The sequence below is a fragment of the Litoribacillus peritrichatus genome (genome assembly GCF_039537985.1).
Taxonomy (GTDB): domain Bacteria; phylum Pseudomonadota; class Gammaproteobacteria; order Pseudomonadales; family Litoribrevibacteraceae; genus Litoribacillus; species Litoribacillus peritrichatus.
In genome coordinates, this window is sequence record NZ_BAABBN010000017.1 from 257651 (window position 1) to 283647 (window position 25997).

The window sequence follows — 25997 nt, forward strand, 5'->3', positions numbered from 1 at the left end:
GGCTATGGGTTTACTAAAGTTGTGGCTGGCTTGTTTGATCATTTCGACGCTATCAGGATGTGGCTTATTTGCGCCGACCATTCCGGATTTGGACCGACCCTACAGTGGGTTTATCAAGGATTATCGGTCGTTCCATGCGGTTGAGACGCAAGAAACAGAGTTTGTCGCTGCCAAAGCCTGGATTGCACCGGATCAAGCGTTGAATCGCTATCAGACCGTCATTGTTGACCCCGTTCGTATTGAAAGGGGCATTCAGCGAGATCAGCAGATTACCCATAAAGCGATGAAAAATATCCGTCAATACATGACTTCTGCGCTCACTTCGAAGCTGGATGAGTACTACCAGGTGTCGGATCAGGCCTCTGGTCGTACCTTACGGGCCAGAGTGGCTATTACCGGGCTGGAAACTCGGGACGAGTCTTTTCGGTTTTATGAGTTTTTACCGGCCGCATTTGCCGTGACCACCGCCGCCAAGGCAATAGGCACCCGTGACGAAGAAATTAATATGTTCGTAGAAGCGGAATTTCTGGACGCTGAGACTCATGAAGTGGTGGCCAAAACCTTAGTGAGTATGGTGGGGCACGAGCGTTTGGAAAACAAATGGGAAGCGGTCTCTTTGGCCAAAATCAAAGCCTCTATTGATCAATGGATTACGCTTCAGGTCGCGGCGTTGAAGCAGGCGCATCAAACCACCTATGTGGCAGATAATTCACCGGTGCAACCCAAACTTGTTGATCAGGAATGAAGCATGTCAGGTCAAGTTGATCTTTTCTTTCACCAAGGAACTTTAATGCTTTGGTGAGGTCTCAGAGGCCCCGAAATTCGTGGCGTATGAGGTTTTTTGGGCAAAACTGAAAAGATGTTACCAGAAGTCAAATGCTTGGTACTGTAAGTCAAGAAAAGGCGGCTGGTTTTCCGTAAAGTTATAACTCTGACAACAAGGTATCGCCTAAACATTACCTTGTATTAAACATACATTTTGATACTAAGGGTTAATTATTATGGAATTCACAACACAATATGAAGTATTTGTCCCACACAACAGCAAAGAGCAAATCAATCACGATGCACTTTGCACTTATTTTTCTGAGCTTTGCTACTGGTAAAGCCTGACCGACGGATTATTGTACGAAGAGCCTGGAACCAACCGACTCTGGCATAGGCCGGATTATTTCCCATCAACAAGGAATCCGGTTCGTATCAATAACCAAAGAATTTTAAAGGCCCTGAAGGTTCTCTTCAGGGCCTTTTTGTTTGTCTAAGAACACAGTCTTACCGAACTTTAATTTTGCCCGTCAGACTTTCAGTTAATCCCTCCGTTAGAAGGCCCCCTGATAGCAGTAAAAACTGTTGCTGTAGAGTTCAAACAGCTTTTTACGTACGTATAGCGGCAGTTTACTGGCTCTTTGCTCAAATTGATCGAGTGTGGGTTGCATGGTGTTCGGGATGTCTTTGCCTGAACACTTCATCGCGGCCACTTGGTGGCTGGGGAACAGCTGATACTTGTCTCGTATGAAGGCATCGAGTTGCAGGTGCAGTTGGTCTGCTTCTGTTTTGGAGGACGGCTTGAAAGGTTGGCCGAATTCAATGACCACTTTCCCCGAGCAGGCTTCTAAACTGTCAATCAGGTGTTGTATGCCATCGGTTCTTGGAACTTTTCCATATTCGCCCGCTAAAACCCGACAGTGATTTTCCATGGCTTTGTGGCCGTCGCTGGGGTCCCATTCGTAAGAAATCGCCACGGGCGTCAGTCTTTTCTGGGTCAGATAGTCGTGGATGGGTTGGTGTTTAGGCTTGGCCAGTGACAGCATTTTGAGAATGGCCGGGTTGGTTTGGTCAATGCCGTTTTTGGTTCGGCCTTCCCGTTGGGCAATCCAGACGTGGCTGGACTGCTGAGCCTGGTCGATTTGTTGGCTCAGTTGTTTTAACTGAATAAACTTTTGTTTGAGTGGCATCTCCCCTCGGGGAACGACCAGGCAGCCAGCCAAAGACATTAAGGATGCCATGGTGGTTTCTTCCATCAGATTACTGCCGATGACCGCACGTGCAGCGCCTTTTTGGTGTGACAGCAGTGCGTGGTTGACCAGAACGGCATCCATCAGAATGTCTCTGTGATTACTGATGAATAAATGCGACTGATTGGCACGGATGTGCTCCATTCCCCGAATCTCGATGTTGTTAAAACGACGGCTTGCCCATTGACCAAGGAAGGTCATGAAGGCGGTGACATCGGATGCGCCATCGAGATGTATGGACAGCTCTGATAGTTGCCGCAATAAGCCTGTGACGGCTGTTGCTGTCGGCGTTTCGGCCGCTTCTAGATTGGTATTTAGTGAATAAAACGGCGGTGTGTGCATGGTGTTTAAAGCCCGATCGTTATCTTGTCATTGGAATGAATTGCATCATAAAAGGCTAAGAACCGGATGAATATGCACTCCGAATAGATTGATTCGAGATGTCAAATGGTTGAGTCGATGAGTCAAGCCGTAATGTCTTTTGATCGTTAAAGTAGCCAACATCAAAATTCAACGCTTTTGCTGAAAGGAGGCAAAGCTGATGTTACAGGCCAGTTTTTCTAAAGAACAATTATCTGCATCGCTACCGATTATGGACGATTTGAAAATGCAATTACCCCAAGGTGAGATGCAACTGCTGGATCGTGTTGTGTCGTTGTCTGATCAAGGTGGACTGTATGGTCGGGGGGAAGTGGTCGCTGAGTTCGACATTCACCCAGACCTTTGGTTCTTCAAGTGCCATTTTCCGGGTGACCCTATCATGCCGGGGTGTTTAGGCATTGATGCGCTGTGGCAGACCATGGGGGTATTTTTGGCCTCGAAAGGCCATGTGGGTAAATGTCGGGCGCTGGGCGTCAGTGATGTGAAGTTTTGTGGTGAAATTTTGCCCACTGTGGAAAAAGTCCGGTTTCACGTTCATATCAAGCGGATCATTAAACGCGGCATGACTTTGGCGCTGGCGGACGGCTTTGTGTACGCCGATGGCGAAGAAATCTACAGCGCACGTAATTTAAAAGCGGCATTAATTTAGTCGCCAGGATAGGTAGGGTTATGAAACGAGTAGTAATAACGGGCGCGGGCATCGTGTCCAGTTTGGGTAATAGCCTCGATCAGGTGAGCCAATCTTTACGCCAGGGGCGTAGTGGTATTGGGGTGAATGAAAGCTTTCAGGACGTAGGGATGCGTTCGCACATCAGTGGCGTGATTGATTTTGACCTGACCAGCATACCAAAGCGGGTATCACGCTTTATGGGGCGTGGTGGCGCATTTGGCTACGCAGCGATGGAGCAAGCGATCCTGCAAAGTGGTTTGACGATGGATGAAATCAGCAACGATCGGGTTGGGTTGATCATAGGTTCGGGTGGCGGCGCCACCGATGAAATTGTGGATTCCGTGGAAGTGATGCAAAGCAAAGGCATTCGGCGCGTGGGGCCTTATCGGGTAACGCGTGGTATGCACAGTTCTACGGTGGCCTGTTTAAGCACCGCATTTGGTATTCGGGGCGTCAGTTATGCCGTCACGTCGGCCTGTGCGACCAGTTCTCATGCTATTGGCTCAGCCTACGAGCAGATTTTATTAGGTAAGCAGGATGTGATGTTTGCCGGTGGCAGTGATGACATTCACTGGACCATGGCCTTGCAGTTTGATGCGATGGGGGCTTTATCTACCGCATACAATGATCGTCCTGCTGAAGCGTCCCGACCTTATGATCAGGCACGAGATGGATTTGTGATCTCCGGCGGCGCCGGTGTGTTGGTGCTGGAAGATTTGGATCATGCGTTGGCGAGAGGCGCGACCATTCTGGCGGAATTGACCGGGTTCGGCGCGACCAGCGACGGAGACGACATGGTTCAGCCCTCTGGCGAGGGGGCAATTCGTTGCATGAAGCAAGCGATGGCCGGTTCTGAACAACCGATTGACTACATTAACGCGCATGGTACCAGTACTCGGATTGGCGACGTCAAAGAGCTGAAGGCCATCCGTTCGGTATTCGGTGAAAGCGCGCCGTTGGTATCTTCTACCAAAGCGCTTGGGGGACATGCCATTGGGGCGGCCGGTGTGCATGAAGCCATTCATTGTTTGTTGATGATGCGTGATGGTTTTGTGGTGGGCAGCCATAATCTGGGTGAAGTGGATGAACAAATTCAGGGATACCCTTTGTGTGCTCAGACGACAGAGGTCAACTTGAACCGGGTGATGAGCAACAGTTTTGGTTTTGGCGGCACCAATGCAACTTTGGTGTTTGAACGTTTTGTACCGGGCGAACACCGACAGGTGGCGGCATGATACAAGTTGAACCCAAAGTCAGAGGCTTTCTGTGTACCACGGCCCATCCCTTAGGCTGTCTTGCTCACGTCGAAGCTCAACGTCAGGTGGTTGAACAGGGCTTTGATCGCGGCCAACATCCGTTGCTGCCTGCAGGGCCAGAAGCGAGACCTACCAAAGTATTAATTATTGGCGGCTCTGCCGGCTATGGTCTGGCGTCCCGAATTACCTGTGCGCTGGGCTATGGCGCAGATACCTTATCGGTGGCGATGGAGAAACCGGCCCGTGGCGTGAAGCCGGCAAGTGCCGGTTGGTACAACAACTTTCATTTTGAACAGATCGCCCGGCAAAAAAAACTGTATGCGGAGTCGATTGATGGGGATGCGTTTTCGGACACCATCAAACAGCAGACCATTGCCACCATCAAAGCGCACATGGGCGAAGTGGATTTAGTCGTTTACAGCCTGGCGGCCCCTCGCCGAACGGTTGTGACTGAGTCGGGAGAGCAACGCAGTTTCAGCTCGGCAATCAAACCCATCGGGCAGGCGTACTCCGGCAGGACGATCGACACCAAAAGCGGGACTTTGACCGACTTTCATCTGGAGTCAGCCTCTCACACGGAAATTGAACATACCGTGGCAGTGATGGGGGGCGAAGACTGGTATTTATGGATGAAAGCCCTGAGTGACGCTGATGTGTTATCTGCCAACGTAAAAACAGTGGCGTTCAGTTATTTGGGCGGCGACATGACCAAAGCCATTTATGGTGCGGCAACGCTGGGGGCGGCAAAAGAAGACGTTGAATATCATTGTGATCGCATTAACCGGTTGTTGGGTGAATCGTCTGTGGCGCAACCTTTGGCGCAATCCCCTCAGGCTACGGTGGCAGTTTTAAAAGCGATTGTTACTCAGTCCAGTGCGGCGATTCCTTCGTTGCCGTTATACATTTCGGTGCTCTACAAAGTCATGAAACAAAAGGGCCTGCATGAAGGCTGCATCGACCAGATTGTACGTTTGTTTCAAACCGGCCTGTACCCGGACGGCCGAACCGAAGGCGCATTGTGCCAGATGGATAAGCCGTTTCGATTCCGGCTGGATGAGCTGGAAATGCGGGCCGATGTTCAGCAGGACGTTGCAAGATTGTGGTCGGAAGTGGATGAGTCGAACCTTCATCAGGTGACCGATGTAGCGAGTTATCAACAGGACTTCCTGAGGTTGTTTGGCTTTGAGTGGCCTTCTATAGATTACCAACAAGCAGTCGAGGTTGCGCTTTAGGTTACCGGTTTCGCGCACGCTCATTTTCGTTTAATTCGAGGCATAAACCCTGCCATTGAGGCCTCCTCAAGGGGTAATGCTTCCTGAAGCATAGGTTATGTATGTTGGATATGGATACAAAGGACATTGCCGGGTCGGCGACCCCTCAGGATGAAGCCTTAAAAACGGGTTTAACCACCTTTCCGTTTTTAACAGATCAGCAGGTGGAACAACGGGTGTCTGAAATTCAGGCCAAAAGTCATCAGGACTATGGTCGCGACGTGTTGCAACCGGTGGATGATCTTCATCGCAGCTCTGCGGTGGCTTTGGTTCATCAAATCGCGGATCAGCTGATCATAGATTGTGATCAGGGGCCGTTGTTTTTGGCCCGATGTGAATTCAGTTACACCGATGGCGACGCCCAAGAGACGATGGAATTGGCGGTGGTGGCGCAGAACCGCTCGGTCAGAAACGGGGTGTGGATGCCAAGCCATCATCGTCAGGTTGAAGCCTGGTTGTCTGACATTTCTGCCATGCGCTTACCGGTGGTCACGTTCATTGATACGCCAGGGGCCAATGCCGGAGCCGATGCCAACGAGCAATTACAGGCGCACAGTATTTCCAGTTTGATTTGTCGCTTTTGTGCCCTGGATGTGCCTACGGTGGGTGTGATTTATGGCAAAGGCTATTCAGGTGGGGCGATTCCTTTGGCGGCCACCAATCGATTGTTGGCGGTTCGGGATGGGGTATTCAGTACGATTCAGCCCCAAGGTTTGGCCGCCATTGCCCGGCGGGAAAAGCTGAGCTGGCAACAATGCGCCCGGCTTATTGGTATCAGTGCGGTTGAGTTGCAGCAAGATGGCACCATTGACGGGGTGATTGATTTCAGCCCGCTGGATGGACACGGACACCCCGGCGATGAACAGCATCATCGATTTAAACTGGCACTGGGTCGGGCGTTCTCTTTATTGAAGGAGCAGGTGCAGGAGGGTGAAAATATTCGTGCGTTGAGAGCCGAGACTCTGCGCGATCGTTTGACATTTTCCGATGGCCTGGAGACGCAGGCACACAGTATCAACCGGGCACTGGAATCGGCCATGGGATTTCATTCGGCAAAACATAAGTTTCTGCTGAAAGAAGAGCGTGATATGGATTTATCACCCGATTATGGTTTGCAGCAATGGCTGAAAAGCAGTCATCCGGTTCGGTATGAAAAGCGCATCCAGCGATTGTGGCTGATGATGCAGGCGGAACTTCAGCATCAAAGGTGTGAAGCAGCGGATGAGGATGAACCGGCGCTAATGAACGGTCGGATTGGTCAGTTACCGACGCATAACCCGTTTGCATTGTACGAGTCGCTGGCGCTGGAATTGGCGTTGTATCTTTATCATCAGTGGCAGTCGGATTTGGCCGGTTATGTGGCTTCGTTGAAGACCTACTGGCTCACACCGGGCAATCACCGCCCGGATATTTTTGGTTCATCGTCCACTTCTGGAGATCCGCTGAAAACCCAATACGACATCAAAGATCTGGTGATGATGCCGGAGCTGAGAGATCTGTTGCAGCATCATTTAGAGCAATTGGTGCTAATGGACTGCTGTTATGAAGTCGTTCTGGACGACATTTGTGCGGTGGCCTGGGAGTATTCGTTGCATCAGGTGTTGTCGGTGGATGCCGTGAACCGGTTATTGAAACAGGCGGTGGATCGGGCCGTCGGTCTCGGGGTGGATCGTGAGCGCTCGCAACGCTTTTTGCATTGGCTGAACTATTTACAGGAACAAAAAGTGGTGTTGCCGGAAATCACCCGTATTAATGAATGGAAGCAACGTCAGCATCCGCGTACCGAGCAAAGTTTGCTGGTGGTGGCCGGGTATTTTGTCAGCACTTTGTTGGTACGCCTGTATCAGTTACAGATTCGGGGCATTCCTTTTGATGGCGCCTTTCAACCGACGGTCATTGGTCGTCAGAAAAACTTTTGGCATCGGGTGTCACAGGCATCACGCAACATTCGGGTTCAGCAGGTACTGAACGAAACCAAAAAGCAGCGGTTGGTGACGTCTGAACAATGGACTGCTTTGTTATTCAGTCATTGGCAATCGTTTGATCAGCAATTAACCTCTTCCAATGGTAAGCAGTTTCCTGGTTTCTCCGGCCGCATCGAGCAGGCTGTGGCGGAAGCAATATCTCCCTGTGGGTTGATTACGGGGGTGGGCACGTTGTCCGAGCGCATTTTACCGGCTTTGAACACTGAGGCAGAACCCGAGCGGGACGCTGTTCAGACGGCTGAACCGGTTCGGGTGGCCGCTTTCATCAGTAATGTCGCTTTTCAGGCCGGTGCCTTTGATATGGCGGCGGCGGAAAAGCTGTGTCGTTTATTAAAACGAGCCGAACAACATAACTTGCCCGTGATTGGTTTGGTGTCCTCCGGCGGAATGCAGACCAAAGAAGGGGGGTCAGCCTTGTTCTCGATGGCGGTAGTGAACGAAGCCATCAGTCAGTTTGTGGATGCCGGAGGTCAATTGCTGATGATTGGTTTCGGCGATTGCACCGGCGGCGCTCAAGCCAGTTTGATGACCCACCCGGATGTGGACAACTATTATTTATCGGGGACTAATCTGCCATTTGCTGGCCAAGTGGTGGTGCCTGAACATTTGCCGTTGCAGGTCAGTTTATCGAACTACTTAAAGCCTGCCTCTGGCTTGTCTGGTTCAACCAAACTACAGGCCATGTCGGGCTTGATTCGCCATCCCTTTATTCCAGGACTGGATACCCGACTACGGGCGGTTGATCCGGGCCTGCCGATGGCGACGGAATCCTTGAAAGAGGTATTGGCTGACTGGTTAATGCAACGTCGAGAATCTTCGGTGGACAGTGATCAAGGCGATGTGCAGGAAAAAATCTATCGCCCGATCGAACAAGTGTTGATTCACTCCCGTGGCTGCACAGCGGAGCGTTTAATTCAGGCGGTGCACAAGGCCGGTAAAACAGCGGTATTGGTGCAGTCAGACCCTGACATGCATTCTCGTATAACGGAAGCCCTGCATCCTGGTGACCGTTTGGTGTGCCTGGGTGGGCAGACGGCAGAAGAAAGTTATTTGAATGCAGGCTCGGTGTTACGGGTTGCTGAACTGGAAGGCGTCGATGCGTTGCATCCGGGCATTGGCTTTTTGTCTGAAAATGCTGATTTTGCTGCTCAATGCCTGACGCGCGGCATTAATTTCATCGGGCCGGATCATAACAGTATCGCACTCATGGGCGATAAAGCTCAGGCCATTGCTACGGCCAGAGCTGCCGAAGTGCCCGTTGTGCCGGGCAGCCATGGTGTGGTTTCCGGTATTCATCAGGCCAAAGCCATTGTTGATGAGATAGGTTTACCGGTGCTCATTAAGGCCAGCCACGGCGGTGGCGGCAAAGGGATTGGTATCGTCACCGAGATGCAACAACTGGAAGAAACCTTCCTGCGGGTGGGTCAGGAAGCCAACAGTGCCTTTGGCAGTGCTGATTTATACATTGAACGACTGGTAGAGCAGGTTCGGCATATTGAAGTGCAAGTATTGCGGGACCGATATGGACATTTCCGTATGGCCGGTATTCGTGATTGTTCATTGCAGCGTAATCGTCAGAAGATCATTGAAGAGTCGGGTGAGTATGTATTGACCGACGATCAGATTGATTTATTAGCGCAGTGGTCGGAGCGGTTGTCGGAGCAGATCCATTATGTCGGAGCGGGTACGGTTGAGTTTTTATACGATTTGAGCCGGGATTGTTTCTATTTCATGGAAATGAATACCCGCTTGCAAGTGGAACATCTGGTGACGGAAATGACGTCGGGGCTGGATTTGGTTGAACAGCAACTGCGCATTGCCGAAGGTTTGAGTATTGATCATTTGCCTGCTTGGGTGGCGCATACCGGACACGCCATTGAGGTTCGTATCAATGCCGAAACCGTCTCGTTGGACCGAAACAGCGGCGACTTAAATGTCCTGCCGGCCACGGGCGTATTTGAACGGGTGGTGATTCCGGAAGAGCCGTGGGCAAAAGTCCTTACGCTGGCCAAAGAAGGGTGTGAGGTGACGCCGTTTTACGACAGTTTGGTGGCTCAGGTGGTGGTGCACGGTGATAGCCGGGCGCAAGCCATTGAACGGATGACTCAGTTTTTGAAAGGCCTCACTTTAGACGGAGTGAACACCAATCAGGCATTACTTCAGGCGCTGCTGGCGGATGGGGGTTTTGAGCAAGGTAATGTGAATACCTTGTACGTTGATCAGTGGGCCAAACGCAGCCGTCAGGACTTGGCCCCTCAGCATTCGAAACATGCGACGCCTGCGTTTGTCGAGCCCGACGGTCAGGAGCTGTTGTTACGTATTCCGTCGACGGGCGTGATTTATTTTTCACCCTCGCCGGACAGCCGACCTTTTGTTCAGCAAGGAGACGTTATTACTCCAAACCAGACCTTGCTGCTGTTGGAGGTCATGAAAATGTTTATGCCCATTAAACTGGAGCATTTCTTTAAGAATCACAGAATGGAAGCCGAGTATGAAGTCGTTCATTGTCGAAATCTGGACGGTCAATATGTGCAAGAAGGAGAAACCGTGCTGACCTTAAAAGCCGTGTAAAACATAATTTAAATCGTAATCTAAAACGTAATGTTCGCCTCTGGTGGTTACAGGCGGCGAATCCACATGAAACATCCAATCATTGATAGAAAATCAGGAATTATTATGAGTGAACTAAACGCAAAAATTAAAGACATCATCGTTGAGCAACTGAGCGTTGAGGCGTCGTTGGTAACGGATCAGGCTTCTTTTACCGAAGACTTAGGTGCAGACTCGCTGGATACGGTGGAGTTGGTGATGGCGTTGGAAGAAGCGTTTGAAATAGAAATCCCGGACGATGCGGCACAAAATGTAAAAACGGTGGCTGACGTGGTGGCGCTGATTTCTGCGGAAACGGCTGCGGCTTAACACGCAGCGATTGCAGGCGTCAGCGCTGACGCCTGCTATGGATTTAGGGCTCGTTGCTTTCTTCCTGAGATTTCAAACGGAAGTGCTTCGGGCTTTTTCCGGTCCAGCGTTTAAAGGCCCGGCTGAACGCGCTGAGTTCTGAGAAGCCAAGAATGAACGCGATTTCACTTAATGAATGCTGATGGTCTTTGATCATTTCCAGTGCTTTTTGTTGGCGAATATCTTCGACCAACTCCTGAAATATCAGGTCTTCTTTTTTTAGCTTTCGGTATAAGGTTTGTCGGCTCATGTGCAACCGTTGAGCGACGTGGTCAATGTCTGCATGGCCGTGAGGCAGTAGTTCTAAAACGATGTCTTTGACTTTATCGCCAATTTTTCGCTTGAATAAACGGTTATTGATGGCTTCGGCGTACCGTTGAAGTGCCGACTTCACATAGGGATTGCGCTGCTTTGGGCTGAAGTGCAAAAATTTACTGGAAAAGACAATGGTGCTGACCGGGCAATCGAACTCCACCGGGCAACCAAACACTTGTTCGTATTCTTCCGCATAAGGTGGCGCGGAATGGGCAACACAAATTTTCTCCATCCGGATTTCATCATTCACGTATTGCCGAGAGCGTTGCACGGCCAGCGCCAGAGTGCGCTCTATGTCCTGAATGCAATAAAACTCGGGTTTGTAATGATGAAACTCGATGACCGAAGTGGCCCCTTGCTTGTCGAACACCAGATCAATGCCGTTATTCACCAAGCTGTACAGTCGGGCGTATTGTTCGATGCCTTGCTCCAGAGTGTCGCTGTGCACCAGCACATTGGTCACCAGACCCATTAATTCAGCACTGGATTGCTGACCCACGTGCAAACCAATGGCGGGGTCCTGACTGACTTCTTTGGCTTTGTGCCAAAGTTGGTGATAACTCTCGATGGGCAGCCGGCCTTCCTGATCATCGATTAATGCTTCCGGTATTTGCAGTTCGGCCAACAGCTTGGATTGGCCTTGCGGGGTCAGGTAATTATTTGTGGTGAGGTAATGCAGCACCGAGCGTGCTGATGAAGTGCTTACCGTGGTTTCTTTCATGATTGGCCATGTATCTCAACTCGTTGCGTTAGTGTATCTCGGTATGATGACAATTTCAGTTTTTTTCCTGCGTTGTGTTAATGACTAACCATTTACTCAGTTTCTCTTCGACCGAAGCGGGATCAATCGGTTTACTGAGGTAATCGTCCATGCCGGCTTTGATGCAACTTTCCATGTCGCCCTTCATGGCGTTGGCGGTCATGGCGATGATGGGAATGTCATGGTTGGGGATGTCGGTGGTTTTGTCGCGAATGGCTCGGGTGGCCTCGTAACCATCCATGATGGGCATTTGGCAATCCATGAAAATTAACTCGTACTGCCCGTCTTCTGGTGCTTGTTGCAACATTCTGATGGCCTCTTCACCGTTGCCAGCGATGTCGGTGTGATAGCCGATGCTGTGTAAGATGCCGGCAGCCACTTGCTGGTTAATGGCGTTGTCTTCTACCAATAAAATTCTGGCGTTCGGTTTCAGCGGTTTACGTTTCAGACTGCGAAGGTTGTGGTGGGTAATCAGCGGTTCAGCGGCGTGCAGCGCTTCCCCGTTATCTATGACCAGTCGCAGGGCATCGTACAGATCCGAGGTGGACGCAGGTTTAGGGAAGTAAGCCGCGAAGCCTAATTCAGCAAAGTAGTTGGCGTCTCCCCGCTCTCCGATGGAGGTCATCATAATCAGGTGTAAGTCATTGTAGCGGGGGTTCTGGCGGATCGCCTGGCCTAACTCTGCGCCGTTCATAAACGGCATTTGCATGTCCAGAATGGCAACCTGGAAAGCATTGTCCTGCGAGTTATCAAGTACTTCCAGCGCTTTGTGGCCGCCGTCGGTCTCTGCCACCTGTGCGCCCCAGTGCTCAAGCTGACCCCGAAGTACTTCGCGGTTGGTGGCGTTATCGTCGACAATCAGCACTGAAACGCCGGATAAGTTGACGTCCGGCAAGTTGGTGATGGGTTGTTCGCTGCTTTGCAGCATGACCGAGAAGTTGAACTGGCTGCCTTTGTTGTGTTCGCTGCGCAGGGAAATTCCGCCCCCCATCAGTTCACACAGCTGCTTTGAAATGGCCAGGCCGAGGCCGGTACCGCCGTATTTACGGGTGCTGGATGAATCAACCTGTGAAAATGACTGAAACAGTTGTTCTTGTTTCAGTTTTGGAATGCCGACCCCGGTATCGGATACGGTGCCGTAAAGGATCAGCCCAAAGCGGCCGGCTTGTTCCAGACGCAGGCGCACAACCACTTCGCCAATGTCAGTGAACTTAATGGCATTGGAAGCCAGATTGGTCAGTATTTGTCGGATGCGACCGGGATCTCCCTTCACCATTTGGTGGGGCACCTGGTTAATGTCCAAAATTAATTCGAGGCCTTTGTTCTGAGCCAAATGAGCAATGCTGCCTGCAAAATCATTCAACTGACTGCGCAGATCAAAGTCGATCATTTCGATGTCGAGTTTGCCTGCTTCAATTTTCGAAAAGTCCAGAATGTCATTGATGACCGACAGCAATGATTCTGCACTGGAGCGTGCCATATTGGCGTAGTGCAGTTGCTGTTTGTCGAGATCGGTATGACGGATCAGGGTGATCATGCCTAACACGCCGTTGATCGGTGTTCGGATTTCGTGGCTCATGTTGGCCAGGAACTGGGATTTGGTCTCTGCCGCTTGTTCCGCCAGGCCGATTTGTTTTTCCAGTTCAGCGTGGGAGATGATCAGTTGGCGGGTGCTGTTATTAAACTGGTTGGCCAGTTCCTCAAGTTCACCACCGTGGATGTTTTTGATGGCCGCTTCTTCCGGGTTGGATAAGGTGTTGGTATCCAGGTTTTTAATTTGCCGGGTCATGCTCAGGAGCGGGGTAATCAGCATTCGACGCATGATAAACAGGCCGCACAGCAGGCTGACCGCCAATACAATGAAGGAGGTGCTTAACACCGACTGGACGATCATTTCGCTGGTGGCGAAGGCCCGTGTGACTGGAGTGACAGTCACGACTTTCCAGTAGGTTCCCGGAACGTGAAAAATGTTTGCGATGACGGCTTCGCCCAGAATGGGGTCGTTGTCTATGCTGATTTGTGACAGGTATGCATTGCCGGCGGTTTTATTGGCCAATGGGTCTTCGATCATTTGCATGATGATCGTAGCTTCGTCTTCTTCCAGCTGGTAGCTGTTGGCGGCCAGCTTTCTGGATAAATTCAGAGCATGGGCATGCAGTTTGTCTGTGTAGTCTAAGCCTTGCAGTGCGTGAGCGATTGAGGAGAAGAAAGGAGAGTCTTGAGCCAGATCTGCGACGTTTAAGTACGTTTCTGTGTCATGACCTTGTTCATCAACACTGTAGCGTTTGGATAGTTTGGCATTCGGATAGGAGAGGAAGGTGCCATTTCGGTCCAGGGCAAAGGTGTAACCGCCAAATTTTTTGGACTCGGTGGCCAGGAACTCGGTTAGCCCTTCCAGTTTTAAATCAATGGTGGTGACGCCATAAAAGCTGCCGTCGCGAAACATAGGTGCGGTGGCGGTGACCATGGACTGGTAGGAGTATGGGTCCATGTACGAGCGGGACCAGTACACCGACCCCTGAGCTAATAGCTTGGCGGGCACATACCATTCTTCATTGTGATAGCCACTCCCTTCCGGCTGATTGTAATCGTCGTAATATTTGAGGGTGTTGTTGGGTTCCCGTCCCCAGAAGAAGCTGCGCCTTTCTTTGGTGGCGTCGTATCGGTAAGGTTCCGGCCAGATGCCGCCTCCGGCGATGAAGTGTTCGTTGCCTTCATAATCCACAATGCTTTTGATGACCTGTCGGTGGAGGGCGTCGTCGGTGGGTAACACTTCTCCGGCATTGGCCATGGCCGTGACCAATGACTCGGTTAAGGCTATGCGGTTACCCAGTTGGGCGATGATGGACTCGCCGGTTTGCTTCACTTGTTTGTTGGACAGCTCCAGAATCAGTGGTTTGCCTTTGAATTCAAGCAAGCTCAGGAACGTGGCGATGAATACCAGCATGATGACCAAAAAGGTCAGGGGGATTTTGATGGCCAGTGAACTCATAAGCGGGATGTTCTGGCTCGTTCGTGGTTCTGTCATGAGTTACTTTGGTTCCTATCCTTGGCAAAAGAGCTCAGTTTATATCATCAACGATAAGGCAAATCGGGCGCCAGAAAATTTACCGAATAGACCCTTAAAATGTAGAACAAAACAGAAAATAGGCAATAGGAAGAAAGTAGAAGAGTGTGCATTTGGCGCTTAAAACACTTCATCCTGGTCGTTGTGACAAGGCACCGGGATGAAGTGTTCGGCCGGGAGGGGTTACAGGTGTTTGTCGATTAACCAAAGCAAACGTTCGCGCAGCTCTTCCTGGGTGATGGTTGGCAGCAGAAAACCATGGCATCGTGCATAACAGTTGTAGATGCTGGCAAAGTTTCTGGCACTGAACTCATCGTAACCGTCTTCAGTAAGCAGACTGACAATGTACTGCTCTCGCTTGATGTCGGTTTCTTCGACTCGGGTCTGAACCCGGTTTTCCTGCACGGCCCACGAGCGAACCGGCATGTCGTGACGAATCTGATCCTGATCGATGAGGTAATTCGTCAATATGGTGAGTGCATTTTTGGCGTTTTCATGTTCATGTTCCCTCATGAACTCGATGACGCTTTGGGAGCTGTGCGCATCCCAGTAATCAAGCACCTGATCTACGAAATCGTTGCGACTTTCAAAGTGCCAGTAGAAGCTTCCTTTGGTCACGCCCAATTTGGCGGCCAGCTTTTCAATGTGGATTTTAGCGCCTCCGGTTTGAGATAGGACTTCCAGTGCTTTCTCAATCCAGTGATCTTTTGTAAAGCGCGAATCTTTCTGTTTTGCTAGAGACATGGATTACTCGCTTGTGACTTATTGTTATACCCGGACGTGTTTATATACGTTTATTGACAGCTATTTCAAGGGGGCGAGCCATCTTAATGACTAAGCGGTATAAATCGGTCTTATATGTGGTATGTATGGTTACTTTTTTCTGGTGTTCAGTGCGACAGCATAAGGGCTTTTGGCATCGGTTTTCATGATTGTTTTCACAAATTATAGAAATTCCTTGGAATCCCCGATTTTGAGGCCGATGTGAACCCAGTCCGGTCAGGACGCTTTTACCGGACGGGTGAATGCAGTAGAGTGATCTTAAATTGTCAGGGATGAATTACTATGTCATGCATTTTTTGCCAGATTAACCAAGGGGCTCTGCCTGCCCATGCGTTGGAAGTGACCGAGCATACCCATGCCATCATGGATAAGTTTCCGCTCAGCCCCGGTCATATTATTGTGCTCAGTAAAACCCATGCTTCTACCGTATCCGCATTGACAAGTGACGAACGTGCTGCGCTGCTGGATGCAGGACATCGCCTGAGTGGCGCGCTGAAAAAAGCGGATGACCGGATTAAAGACGTCCATTTCTTGATTAACGATGGCCCTAAGGCCAATCAGCATGTCCCCCATGTCCATTTACATATCATTCCCCGTTATGGCTGGGATCTGGCGAAGTTGCCCTATCGTTTTATGACTCGGTTTGCCAACCCGCTGAACTATTTGCTGGCCGAAAAGCGCTTGTCTTCCTGGGCCGTTAAGATTCGGAACCACCTGCCTAATACTATGTAACAAGCACTACCAAGCTGACTATTTCCGTCTAGGATTAGATTAAGCGGCAAATTGAATGGTCGTACCACAGACAGGTGCGACCCTTTCACTTGCGATTCTTAGATTGTGTTGGTTTTGGATTTAATGAACTCGAAATCTTTGGGCTTAAAGCGAAATGCCAAGACTTGTGCGTATTTTTTGGGTTTATTTGCCATAAGCTACTCTATTCTCTTGTGGCAAATATCCGCACAAGAGCGCCGTATTATCAGCCAGATTGTGTCAGAAGAGCGGGCTGGTGCCTCTAAACTGATGAATGTGGTGTCTCGCCGAATCAATGATCGCCTTGATACGCTCAGCCAAATGACGTTTCTCTTATCGGACGGTGAAGTGCTGCTTCGGTTTCTGGAAGAGGATACCGAAGACAATCATTTGTTACTAACCGATGCCTTTCGCAATTTATTCCTGCTGGAAGAAGACATTGTCGACATTCGCCTGGTCAACGCCCAAGGAAAAGATCTGTTGCATATGCGACAAGAAGACTTTTTTGTTCGTTTGTTGGATAACGAAGATGGTCACATTCATGATGAACCGTATTTTCATGAGCTCAGAACCTTATCAATGAATTCGGTGGGACGTTTTTTGGGTGGCTTTGTGCACACGACGCTGACAGATGAGTCCGGTTACCGGAATTTGGCTCTGAGGTTGATTGCCCCGGTGTATGACGGTTATTTGCCGGTGGGTTATATCGTGGTCAGCATTGCGTTTAATGATTTCTTAAAGAACGTGCTGGTGGATCTTGATGAGTCGAAAACCCAATTTTTGTTGTTGTCTGAGGGCTCACATTATTTGTATGGCGTCGAAGATGCCCGTTTGTTTGGCCATGAACTGGCTCAACGCGCAGCGTTTTCGTTGGCGGTGGATCAGCCTGCAGTTTGGCAAAAAATGCAACGGGGCGAAGCCAATATTGTCAGTGGAGATACCTATTATGGCTACCAGCCTATGTCCGTTAAATTAAGCCGCCACGTGAAGTTTGATGTTTGGGCAATGGTGTTGTTCAGTTCAGACAAAGTGCAATCGCTGGCTGAGACCCATTTATTGTATTTTAAACGTTGGCGGGTACTGATCATTGTTGTGGCCTTGTCTATTGCGGCATTGGGAAGCTGGTTCAGAACCCGGCGATCCAGGATGATGGAGTTATCGTTCATGGCGCAGGCGGCAATGAAGTCCATGTCGCCGATTGTGTTGCTGGACACCGATGGCTGTGTGAAGCGGGTAAACCCTCAGTTTTCAATGATCTCGGGCTATCAATCGGATGAGGTGGTGGGTAAACCCTTGTGGGGTTTCTCATCCGGCCCGAACAATAAGAAACTACGAGGCATCTGGGAGACGTTAATTGAGCGCGGCAGTTGGGAAGGCGAGGTGAAACTGCTGGCCAAAGACGGCAGCTGCATTGATGGCTTGCTGAACTTTTTCCCGTTTTCAGGTAAGGGTAAGAAAAATCTTGGTTACGTGGGGTCTTTGATTGATATCAGTGCTCAAAAGGGATTAGAGCGTCGGTTGCGGGATTTGACGGTGACGGATGCATTGACCGGTTGCAAAAACCGGAGGTTTTTTGATTCGACCTTAGCCACCCACGTTGAAAATCTGAAACGTAATCCAGAGCAGATGTTTTGTCTGGCCATTGCCGACATCGACTTTTTTAAGAAAGTGAATGATGACTATGGCCATGATGTGGGTGATGAAGTGCTGCAATTTCTGGTTCAGGTGATTGAGCAAGAAATCCGGAATTTGGATGTGTTGTGTCGGGTGGGTGGCGAAGAGTTCGCTATCATTTTGCCCAACACCCACTTGGATGATGCCTTTGTGGTACTGGAACGATTGCGCCAATCCGTAGAGGATTCGGACATCCAGCCTAAAATTACGTGCAGCATCGGCGTGGTTGAAAGCGATGGGGATAAATCGGCGGATGACTTATACCGTTGGGCCGATGAAATGTTATACCGAGCCAAGCAAACGGGCAGAAACAAAGTTGTGTGTGCTTCTGATAAAGAGGTAGCCAGCAAAGCGTGAGCGAGTGCACCTGAGACGTCTGTGGCTGATTCTGAAAGGCTTGTCACAGGAATGTCATATTATCTGACCATTATGCTCCTTTATGGAACTTAAGCATGAAGTCAATGCAATAAATGACGTCTTAAAGAACGCATGAGACGAAACAGGTGAGATGGTAGCTGGCATGAATTGGTGTACGCTGGAACAAACACTCAGGGAAATCATCCATCAGGGAACGATACAGACTTTTTTTCAACCGATCGTAGACCTTCATAAACAGAAGGTGCTGGGGCATGAAGCTTTGACGCGCGGGCCTTCGGATTCTCCACTGTTCTCCGCTGGCGTGTTGTTTGAAACGGCCGAACGGGCGGGGTTGCAGGAGTCTCTCGAACACCTGTGTCGTCGCCAGTCTGCGCAACGATTTAAAGCTTTGGGGGTGGATGGCTTGCTGTTCATCAATGTCAGCCCTCAGGCATTGGAAGCGCCGACCTTCAGTCTTGAAAAGCTGGATAAACTGCTGGCTTTCGTTGAAATTGATCCCCGGCAGGTGGTTTTGGAGTTGTCTGAACGGTACCCGGCTTCCGACATCAGTGAAACCTTAAAGGCATTGGGCGTCTTGAAATCCAGGGGCTTTCGGATTGCCATCGATGATTTGGGCACCGGTTACTCGGGGCTGAAGCTCTGGTCTGAAGTGAAGCCCGATTACGTCAAAATTGACCGTCATTTTGTACGGGACATTGACTCCGACTTGGTTAAACGGGAGTTTGTGGCGTCTGTGGTGCAGCTGGCTAACGGCATGGGCTGTAACTTAATTGCCGAAGGCGTTGAAACAGAAGCCGAAGTTAAAACGGTGCAAGACCTGGGCATCTCTCTGTGTCAGGGGTTTTATTTTGGTAAGCCGAAACCGGTGCCGGTGATTTCGAATTTGTTCAAATTTGCCAAAACCAAGTCAGACCCGATTTCACTGGGAAAAGTAGGCTCATTGGCGGCTTGCGTTCAGCCGATTTCCTCCAACACTAGCCTGAAAGAAGTCTCTGAGCGTTTTTCTTCCGCCGGTTTTGTCTCGTCGATACCAGTGGTGGAAGAACGGCGACCCGTGGGGATGATTTCTAAATGGAGCTTACTCGAACTCTTTTCGTTGCCTTTTGGTCGGGCGCTGCACGAGAATAAACCGGTGAAGCAATACATGGCGCACAACCCGATTGTGGTGGCCTGGGATGAGGATTTATCCGAGGTCAGCCGGTTATTGACCGACGAAGAAGACTTATACATTCGTCAACACTTCATTATCGAGCGAGATGGCTTATACCATGGATTAGGAAGTACCCGTGATGTATTGAAGCGGATTACCGACATGAAAATCCGGTCGGCGCGGTACGCCAACCCGCTGACCCTGTTGCCGGGGAACGTACCGATCAATGAAAAGTTGCAAGAGCTGGAAACTTCCGGGCGGGATTACACGCTGGCATACTTTGATATAGACCACTTCAAACCGTTAAACGATGTCTTAGGGTATGCCAGAGGGGATCAGGTGATCCAACTATTGGCCAATATCCTGAGAACGCATGTGCCGCTGGATCACTCGTTCATTGGTCACGTCGGCGGTGATGATTTTGTGGTGATTTTTGAAGACAGTGTGAGTGTGATTGAGGTGTGTGAAACGGTTCAAAGGTGTTATGCCGAGGATGTGCTTGCCTACTACCCGGAAACGAATGTCCGGCAGGGTTACATTTCCGCCCATGACCGCTCCGGCCGTCAGCAACGCTTCCCGTTAAGTGCTTTGTCGGTGGGCGTCGTGTATCAGGATTGCCTGGGCGTGGCTGCGTCGCAGGACATTGCGGCGCTGGCGGCACAAGCTAAAAAGGCTGCCAAACAGAGTCAAAATAAGCTGGCGACCCTGAGCATGTCCGGATTCCTGAAGGATCTTCCGGACAAGGCGACCGCAGAGACTCAGGCTAATGAGTTAGCGGTCTGACCACCAACGAACAGCGGTCGTTAAGACCAGTGATCGCGGGACCACTGGACCCGATCTGCCACAGACATCTCCGGATGCTCCATAGCCTCAATGGTTTCCAGTCGGTGTTTAAGACCGATCTGGTTGGCTATTTGAATGGCCAGCCCGGGTCGTGCATTGACTTCCAGAATCAAAGGGCCCAGTTCGTTATCCAGTACGATATCGGCACCGAGATAACCTAAGTGGGTCATTTCAAAGCAGGAAGCGGAGAGCGTCAGGATGGTTTCCCAATGGGGAATATCCAGCTCTTCAAAGCTTTTATTGGTGTCCGGGTGGTGTGTGATTAACCGGTCATTTTGGACGGCGAATAAACTTTTACCTGTGGCAATGCTTAATCCTACGCCCACAGCGCCCTGGTGAAGATTGGCCTTACCATCTGACGACTCGGTGGAACAGCGCATCATAGCCATCACCGGAAATCCTTTGAAGATAATGACCCGAATGTCGGGCACACCCTGATAGCTGTAATCGTTGAATCGGGGATCGAAGTTCACCAGTTCTTCCACCATGGCCACGTCGTTTCGACCACCTAATGAATACAAGCCGCTTAATGTGTTGGAGATATGGCGTTGTACGTCCATCAAAGAAATGTGTTCGCCACTGGGCTTCAGAAAGTAATCCCCTTCGCGGCCGGTGATCACCAGAATGCCCTTGCCGCCACTGCCTTGGGCCGGCTTGACCACAAACTGGTTCAGCTGCTTGAGCCTTTCCAGTGCCGGTTTGATTTCAAATTGATGAGACACTTTGCCGATCAGGGTTGGCACCGAAATCCCTGCCTTGATGGCGGCGTGTTTGGTTTTCAGTTTGTCATCCACTAACGGGTAGTAGCGACGGTCATTGTAGCGGGCGATGTAATCCACATTACGTTGATTCATCCCCATTATGCCCATACGCTTTAAGGTTAAGGGGCTGGTGATCATTAAGCATCTCCCGATTTGGTCGCGTTCGGCGTTTTACTTTCAGGCATGTTCCAGCTGTCTTCCGACTTGGCCACCTGAGCAAAACGGAACAGCTCTGACAAACGGTAGCCGTTGTACTGACCGAGAATGAAAATGAAACCAAGCGTTGCCAGATGCAGTTCCGGGAAGTTGAAGGCCAGGTATTTGACGGCTTCGGAGGTCATCACAAAATAACAGGCAATCGCTACCAACAAGCTGCCGCTGCCTTGTACCAACACATCTTTCGGGCCTTCTTCTTCCCAGATGATGGACATACGTTCAATGGTCCAGGCAAGAATGATCATCGGGAAGAAGGTGACCATCAGGCCTTGTTCAATACCGAGTTTGAAGCTTGTGATGCTGATCAGCCCCATCAACCCCACCACGATGACCACAATGGCTGCGACACGGGCCACTAACAGCAGGTTAATTTTGCTGAGGTAGGAGCGGATCAACAAGCCGACAATTACAATGGTCAGGAAGACCGGCAGGCCGGTTGTGAGTGAGGTTTCAATGAAGGACAGGGCAATCAGTACCGGCATAAAGGTTCCTGAGGTTTTAACGCCGATGATGACACGCAAGAACACAACCACCAGTGCGCCCAGAGGAATCAGTAAAATCAATTTAAAGATGCTTTGCTGTTCGATTGGCAAACTGAAAATGGTGAAGTCACTCTCACTGCCGTCGGCGTTTAAAGTGTTCCAGATTGCCACTTTCTGAGCGGACATCAGGTTACTGATGATTGAGAAACGAACGTCGGAATCGTAACCGCCTTCCACGTCGAGCAGGGATTCCCCTCCGATCTGCCAAATCAAGAAATTATCCAGGGTGGTGTCACGCTCGGAGCCAAAGTTGTACAGGTGCCAGTCGTTGTCGATAAAGACCGCAAGAATTTCGGTCGGCGGTAAGCGACGATGGCCGTCTTCAAGATAGATGCCGCGCACCATAGTGGCGTCTGTGCCATTCAGGGCCAAGATGCTTTTGACCAGTTTTGGCTTGCTCTTGGTAGCCAGGTTTTGCTTCAGCAAGAAATCCACTTCCGGGATGTCTTTGGTTTCGATGATTTGAATGATACGGCGAACCAAACGATCCGTGTCGGAGGATTGCTGGTACGCCATGTCTAAGATGGCTTGCGCTGCAATGGTTTCGTCTTTGGACAGACCGGATTCCGGCTCGGCAATGGGTTCTGGCAACCTTTCGGCTTGCTGCTGGCCATCGTGGGTTAATTGCAGCTTGTAGTAAAGACGCTGTGGGCCGACGGCTTCACGCGTGCTCCACACTACTCTGCGAACGTTATTTTCAACTTCGGTGGTTAATCCGTAACCGTTTGAAGTGAACTGCTCGTCAAGCAGGGTAATGCCTGTCTGTTGGCTTGGCAGCGTCAGGCTGACTTTTACCGGGTCACCGGATGCTTCTTTGTTGGCTTTGAATTTAACAACGGATTCCACTGTCCAGACCTGGCGACTTTCACCTTTGGCAAGCGGGAAATCCATTTCGTGGGCTTTATAAAAGGTAAGGCCTAACCCTGCAATGATCAGGATCAGAGCAATAAAGTAAACTTGAGCGCGACTGGACATAGTAAGTTGCGAATCCTGTAATTAAGTGATGAGCTTATTGTTTAACGGTTTTTTTAGGGGTTTTGGCGATGAACTTGGCGCTGACGTCCACTACGGCACGGTCAATCAGGAAGTTACGGCCAATCAGTACCGGATAGGTGAAATCGCTTCGGTCGGTCAGAGTAACTTCAACGGTTTCGCTCAGTTTACCAATGGTTAAGTTCAACTCAATGGCATAGCGCTCCTGGATGCCTGCCCCGTGACGTTTGATCTGAACTACACGGCTGACCGGCTTTTCGATTTCAAAGGTTTCTTTGGTGTCTCTGTCGAACAGGTTAAAACGTACCCAGTCTTTGCCGTCGCGCTCAAACTTTTTGATGTCGCGGGCATCAATGGAAGTGGTGGTGGCACCGGAGTCGATGCGCGACTTAAAGGTCCAGCCGGAAGGGTCAACCAGTGTATGCTCGACCTGGCCTATCACCAGTTTGTCTTCAATGCTCTTATAAGCCTCAGGCAGTACTTCGACTTTCACTTCTTTGGTAACGACTTTAGGTTCCGGAGCCACCACTTCCGGGCAGGCCTTCACTTCTTGGGCAACAGGCTCAGGGCAAGCCGGGGGTTGGTTTTCGGGTTGGCCGAAAGTGGCACAACCGGCCAGTGTTGAAACCAGAAAAAGGGTGCTCAGACTACGGGTTACCATTTATAAGATACTCCAAAAGTTAAATTGTTAGTGATTTTGCGATTGCCTGCTTCAGGCGCGTCGTTGTAGTTCCATTTGTAGTTCAGGCTTAAACCTATGTTGTACGGTAAACCATATTCGAGTGCCGACTTGGTATCAATACGTTGATCGCCACTTTCCAGTTTTAAATATTTATGGTCCTGCAAAAAGAACAGGTTGCTGATGACGGTTTCTTCGCGGTAATAAATTCGGAACTCAAGGCCATTTTCATTGATGTTTTGACCTTCATCGTACTCTTCTTGCAAGTGAACCAGATCCAGCCCATAAGACAGCTTTTGAAAGGGCGCTTGCCAGGGTTGATTACCGATACCAAAGCCGTAGACACGACGGCGGTGCAGGTTTTCAAAGTCGTCTTCTTCATGGCGGTACATGGCAGACAGGAAGGTGTTGGAGTCGAGGAAGTAGTCGAGAGAACCTTCAAACAACAGTTCTTCGTCGGTAGTAACGTCTTTGTTTTTGTCCCGCTCGAACTCAATCAGCATGTTATTACGAAATTGCTTGTAGGTGATGGAGTTGCTGAGGGTGATGTCCCACTCTTCACTTTCATCGCCGTCTTCTTCGCGTTCAAGGTCAATGGCCACGTGGATAGAACCACTGACGTCCCACTCTTTATTGATGGGCGACAAGTAGTACAGGTAACTCACCTGATCGAGCGATTCCAGTTCCAGGCTGTCGCCTGCGGTGGTGTCGATTAAGGTGACTCCGTCCCGAATGCTTTGAAGCTTGCCTTCGATGACCTGGCCGTCCTTGAGTTTGATTCTGACGTTTCGCTCAAGAATCAATGATTGAATGTTGGTGCGTTGGACGGAGACCGAACCTGAGTGGTTGGTTGAAATGGTGATTTGACCGCTGTCCATGTGGCTGATGAAGCCCGTCAGCTGGTCGCCATTGCCCGTTAAAATTTGATCTGCCTGGGTGTTGATGGATGCACAGCCCAGTAGCAGTATTGTTAATGTCCGTATCAGTAATGAGCGCTGCATGGATGTCTTTCGAAGTTTAAGTGATTAAGGCTCTGTGAAAATTCCTGTTCAGACGACTAAAACGTCTGATGGGACTAGGTTAATACAGAATGCGTGTTGAAGTACAACAGACATTATAAGAGCCGGAAAGTTTCGAAATGATGAAGTGAAAAAAGCCGAGGGGTTTCCTCGGCAAAAGACTCGATTAGGAGGGAATCGAAATCGTATACAAGGCGCCGACTCATGGGTTAAGCGTCAGCGTGTAAATGTCAAAGCAAGTCAGGTGTATCGCTTATGTTCCCGGTCACTCGATGCAGAACGAATGACGCGAAAACGTGGAACGACTTAAGAAAAATAGTGGTTCAGGCCAATCGCCAAAGGCACCAGGTCAAGCACGGCTAAAATCAGAATCGGCACCAGATAGGTCATCACAGAATTGTCCGGCTTATCCATTGGCTCGTCTTCGTAAACTGCGGTTTCTTGAAAATCGTAGATGGTGCTCATTGGTTCTCTCCTATCATCGTTGTGATGATTTGTCGTTCGTTGGTATGACTACAATGTAGAACCAAACTGCGGCCGAAATATTGACTGAGATCAATTTTAGAAAGTGCGTCGCAGTGGAAGGGGGTGGTTATTGATATAGATCAAAAATACACCAGTGGTTGTACGCGAAATAATCAATTTTTGGTTTAACGTTTTGCTTTAATGAGGTAGTAGCGCAACAGGTCGTGTTTTCTGAGCCAGCTTAACAGGCGCGCGGTACCGGTGTATTTATGCCAGATGGGTGCATCCTTAAGGCCTGCAAAGCTGGCTTGGTAAGTGGGCAACCAGTGAGCGAAGCCATCCATGACGAATTCGGACAGATCCTCGGTTTCGACCTGACTGAATCCGGCCTCCGCCAATTGTTTTTGGTAGTCGTCCAGGGTAATGACATTTTCTTTCGGTATACCGCATAGCCACAACGCTAGCCGCATGATGAATTCCTGTAACAGGTCGCTGGGTTGTTGAGGCATCACCATGTCGGTCACCACCATCGCCCCTTCGGGTTTCAGGATTCGGAGGTTTTGTTTGAACCACTGCTCTTTGTCGTTGAAAAAGTAGGCGGCGTCCACCGACAGCAAGTGAGTGAAGCTACGATCCGGCTGGGTGTTGACCGCACTGTGATCAAAGTGATGCAGAAATGCACTGACATTATGGTGCTTTATCTTTTGTTGGGCCAAGCCGACCTGCGCTTGTGAGGTGTTGACGCCTGTAATGTGCTTAACCTGATAGCGCTGGTGCCAAAGCAGCAACTGTTCGCCGGTGCCGAAGCCAATGTCGATCAGTTCTGACTCGTTATTTAAACCTGCTGCATCGGCAACTTTGACTGCCAGTTGCTGGCAGGCAGTTTGGTAGTCCTGAGTATTTTCCCAATAACCTAAATTGCCCCAGTGATGCTTGGCTGGGGACAAATTGAGTATTTCGTCGGAGAGATCAAACCGTTTCATTCGGAAGGTCTGAATAACAAATACGGCGACAACCCCGACGGTCATGCCAGCCAAAAATATAAACCCGTTCATAAAGACTCCAC

General features: G+C 50.0%; 19 protein-coding genes. 9 read left to right on the forward strand and 10 right to left on the reverse strand.

Features of this window, described 5'->3' with window-relative positions; translation table 11 throughout:
* Positions 1-4: 4 nt before the first annotated feature.
* The gene (locus tag ABD744_RS22660; protein WP_344800896.1) at positions 5-745 is read left to right on the forward strand and encodes a DUF3313 domain-containing protein; all 741 of its coding nucleotides are present in this window, start codon (positions 5-7) and stop codon (positions 743-745) included.
* Between the two features lie 574 nt (positions 746-1319).
* On the opposite strand, the gene ABD744_RS22665 is transcribed toward ABD744_RS22660, so the two are convergent.
* On the reverse strand, positions 1320-2357 hold the full coding sequence (locus tag ABD744_RS22665) for a 1-acyl-sn-glycerol-3-phosphate acyltransferase (protein WP_344800897.1): 1038 nt from the start codon (positions 2355-2357) through the stop codon (positions 1320-1322).
* Between the two features lie 199 nt (positions 2358-2556).
* Here ABD744_RS22665 and fabA point away from each other — a divergent pair, with 199 nt between their 5' ends.
* From fabA to ABD744_RS22690, 5 genes are all read left to right on the forward strand, one after another.
* Positions 2557-3045: a bifunctional 3-hydroxydecanoyl-ACP dehydratase/trans-2-decenoyl-ACP isomerase gene (fabA, locus tag ABD744_RS22670; protein ID WP_344800898.1), complete on the forward strand. Its 489-nt coding sequence runs from the start codon at positions 2557-2559 to the stop codon at positions 3043-3045.
* A gap of 20 nt (positions 3046-3065) precedes the next feature.
* Positions 3066-4301 carry a beta-ketoacyl synthase N-terminal-like domain-containing protein gene (locus ABD744_RS22675; RefSeq protein ID WP_344800899.1) on the forward strand — a complete coding sequence of 412 codons (1236 nt, stop codon included), beginning with the start codon at positions 3066-3068 and terminating at the stop codon, positions 4299-4301.
* On the forward strand, positions 4298-5554 hold the full coding sequence (gene fabV, locus ABD744_RS22680) for an enoyl-ACP reductase FabV (protein WP_344800900.1): 1257 nt from the start codon (positions 4298-4300) through the stop codon (positions 5552-5554). Before ABD744_RS22675 ends, fabV begins: the two co-directional genes overlap by 4 nt.
* Before the next feature lie 110 nt (positions 5555-5664).
* On the forward strand, positions 5665-10149 hold the full coding sequence (locus ABD744_RS22685; RefSeq protein WP_344800901.1) for an ATP-binding protein: 4485 nt from the start codon (positions 5665-5667) through the stop codon (positions 10147-10149).
* 105 nt (positions 10150-10254) lie between these two features.
* Positions 10255-10497 carry an acyl carrier protein gene (locus ABD744_RS22690; protein WP_344800902.1) on the forward strand — a complete coding sequence of 81 codons (243 nt, stop codon included), beginning with the start codon at positions 10255-10257 and terminating at the stop codon, positions 10495-10497.
* 43 nt (positions 10498-10540) lie between these two features.
* Here ABD744_RS22690 and ABD744_RS22695 read toward each other — a convergent pair whose 3' ends face one another.
* The 3 genes from ABD744_RS22695 to ABD744_RS22705 form a co-directional block, all read right to left on the reverse strand.
* A complete protein-coding gene (locus ABD744_RS22695; RefSeq protein ID WP_344800903.1) occupies positions 10541-11572 on the reverse strand; it encodes an AraC family transcriptional regulator in 1032 nt (343 codons plus the stop codon).
* Between the two features lie 55 nt (positions 11573-11627).
* Positions 11628-14639, reverse strand: coding sequence for a response regulator (locus ABD744_RS22700; RefSeq protein WP_344800904.1), 3012 nt, complete (start codon positions 14637-14639; stop codon positions 11628-11630).
* A gap of 222 nt (positions 14640-14861) precedes the next feature.
* The gene (locus ABD744_RS22705) at positions 14862-15422 is read right to left on the reverse strand and encodes a TetR/AcrR family transcriptional regulator (RefSeq protein ID WP_344800906.1); all 561 of its coding nucleotides are present in this window, start codon (positions 15420-15422) and stop codon (positions 14862-14864) included.
* A 321-nt stretch (positions 15423-15743) separates the two neighbouring features.
* Here ABD744_RS22705 and ABD744_RS22710 point away from each other — a divergent pair, with 321 nt between their 5' ends.
* The 3 genes from ABD744_RS22710 to ABD744_RS22720 all read left to right on the forward strand — a co-directional run bounded on the left by ABD744_RS22710 (position 15744) and on the right by ABD744_RS22720 (position 20196).
* The gene (locus ABD744_RS22710) at positions 15744-16193 is read left to right on the forward strand and encodes an HIT family protein (protein ID WP_344800907.1); all 450 of its coding nucleotides are present in this window, start codon (positions 15744-15746) and stop codon (positions 16191-16193) included.
* A gap of 123 nt (positions 16194-16316) precedes the next feature.
* Positions 16317-18242 (forward strand): sensor domain-containing diguanylate cyclase, encoded by a 1926-nt coding sequence (locus ABD744_RS22715; protein ID WP_344800908.1) that lies wholly within the window; start codon positions 16317-16319, stop codon positions 18240-18242.
* Positions 18243-18405: 163 nt separating this feature from the next.
* Positions 18406-20196 carry a bifunctional diguanylate cyclase/phosphodiesterase gene (locus ABD744_RS22720; RefSeq protein WP_344800909.1) on the forward strand — a complete coding sequence of 597 codons (1791 nt, stop codon included), beginning with the start codon at positions 18406-18408 and terminating at the stop codon, positions 20194-20196.
* Between the two features lie 20 nt (positions 20197-20216).
* Here the strand turns inward: ABD744_RS22720 and ABD744_RS22725 are convergent, their stop codons facing one another.
* The 6 genes from ABD744_RS22725 to ABD744_RS22750 all read right to left on the reverse strand — a co-directional run bounded on the left by ABD744_RS22725 (position 20217) and on the right by ABD744_RS22750 (position 25986).
* Entirely contained in the window at positions 20217-21155 is a 939-nt protein-coding gene (locus tag ABD744_RS22725; protein WP_344800910.1) for an alpha-L-glutamate ligase-like protein, read from the reverse strand.
* Positions 21155-22750 (reverse strand): inactive transglutaminase family protein, encoded by a 1596-nt coding sequence (locus ABD744_RS22730; protein WP_344800912.1) that lies wholly within the window; start codon positions 22748-22750, stop codon positions 21155-21157. The genes ABD744_RS22725 and ABD744_RS22730 overlap by 1 nt, the downstream gene beginning before the upstream one ends.
* Positions 22751-22784: 34 nt before the next feature.
* Complete coding sequence (locus ABD744_RS22735; RefSeq protein ID WP_344800913.1) at positions 22785-23429, reverse strand: ATP-dependent zinc protease family protein; 645 nt, start codon at positions 23427-23429, stop codon at positions 22785-22787.
* A complete protein-coding gene (locus ABD744_RS22740) occupies positions 23423-24448 on the reverse strand; it encodes a DUF481 domain-containing protein (protein WP_344800914.1) in 1026 nt (341 codons plus the stop codon). The genes ABD744_RS22735 and ABD744_RS22740 overlap by 7 nt, the downstream gene beginning before the upstream one ends.
* A gap of 324 nt (positions 24449-24772) precedes the next feature.
* Positions 24773-24931: a hypothetical protein gene (locus ABD744_RS22745; RefSeq protein WP_344800915.1), complete on the reverse strand. Its 159-nt coding sequence runs from the start codon at positions 24929-24931 to the stop codon at positions 24773-24775.
* 185 nt (positions 24932-25116) lie between these two features.
* On the reverse strand, positions 25117-25986 hold the full coding sequence (locus ABD744_RS22750; protein ID WP_344800916.1) for a methyltransferase domain-containing protein: 870 nt from the start codon (positions 25984-25986) through the stop codon (positions 25117-25119).
* Positions 25987-25997 lie beyond the last annotated feature (11 nt).

Excerpts from the sequence above, each read along its gene's own strand:
- ABD744_RS22660 (WP_344800896.1), top strand. The coding sequence starts at position 5 with ATGGGTTTACTAAAGTTGTGGCTGGCTTGTTTGATCATTTCGACGCTA.
- ABD744_RS22665 (WP_344800897.1), bottom strand. The coding sequence starts at position 2,357 with ATGCACACACCGCCGTTTTATTCACTAAATACCAATCTAGAAGCGGCC.
- fabA (WP_344800898.1), top strand. The coding sequence starts at position 2,557 with ATGTTACAGGCCAGTTTTTCTAAAGAACAATTATCTGCATCGCTACCG.
- ABD744_RS22675 (WP_344800899.1), top strand. The coding sequence starts at position 3,066 with ATGAAACGAGTAGTAATAACGGGCGCGGGCATCGTGTCCAGTTTGGGT.
- fabV (WP_344800900.1), top strand. The coding sequence starts at position 4,298 with ATGATACAAGTTGAACCCAAAGTCAGAGGCTTTCTGTGTACCACGGCC.
- ABD744_RS22685 (WP_344800901.1), top strand. The coding sequence starts at position 5,665 with ATGGATACAAAGGACATTGCCGGGTCGGCGACCCCTCAGGATGAAGCC.
- ABD744_RS22690 (WP_344800902.1), top strand. The coding sequence starts at position 10,255 with ATGAGTGAACTAAACGCAAAAATTAAAGACATCATCGTTGAGCAACTG.
- ABD744_RS22695 (WP_344800903.1), bottom strand. The coding sequence starts at position 11,572 with ATGAAAGAAACCACGGTAAGCACTTCATCAGCACGCTCGGTGCTGCAT.
- ABD744_RS22700 (WP_344800904.1), bottom strand. The coding sequence starts at position 14,639 with ATGACAGAACCACGAACGAGCCAGAACATCCCGCTTATGAGTTCACTG.
- ABD744_RS22705 (WP_344800906.1), bottom strand. The coding sequence starts at position 15,422 with ATGTCTCTAGCAAAACAGAAAGATTCGCGCTTTACAAAAGATCACTGG.
- ABD744_RS22710 (WP_344800907.1), top strand. The coding sequence starts at position 15,744 with ATGTCATGCATTTTTTGCCAGATTAACCAAGGGGCTCTGCCTGCCCAT.
- ABD744_RS22715 (WP_344800908.1), top strand. The coding sequence starts at position 16,317 with ATGAACTCGAAATCTTTGGGCTTAAAGCGAAATGCCAAGACTTGTGCG.
- ABD744_RS22720 (WP_344800909.1), top strand. The coding sequence starts at position 18,406 with ATGAATTGGTGTACGCTGGAACAAACACTCAGGGAAATCATCCATCAG.
- ABD744_RS22725 (WP_344800910.1), bottom strand. The coding sequence starts at position 21,155 with ATGATCACCAGCCCCTTAACCTTAAAGCGTATGGGCATAATGGGGATG.
- ABD744_RS22730 (WP_344800912.1), bottom strand. The coding sequence starts at position 22,750 with ATGTCCAGTCGCGCTCAAGTTTACTTTATTGCTCTGATCCTGATCATT.
- ABD744_RS22735 (WP_344800913.1), bottom strand. The coding sequence starts at position 23,429 with ATGGTAACCCGTAGTCTGAGCACCCTTTTTCTGGTTTCAACACTGGCC.
- ABD744_RS22740 (WP_344800914.1), bottom strand. The coding sequence starts at position 24,448 with ATGCAGCGCTCATTACTGATACGGACATTAACAATACTGCTACTGGGC.
- ABD744_RS22745 (WP_344800915.1), bottom strand. The coding sequence starts at position 24,931 with ATGAGCACCATCTACGATTTTCAAGAAACCGCAGTTTACGAAGACGAG.
- ABD744_RS22750 (WP_344800916.1), bottom strand. The coding sequence starts at position 25,986 with ATGAACGGGTTTATATTTTTGGCTGGCATGACCGTCGGGGTTGTCGCC.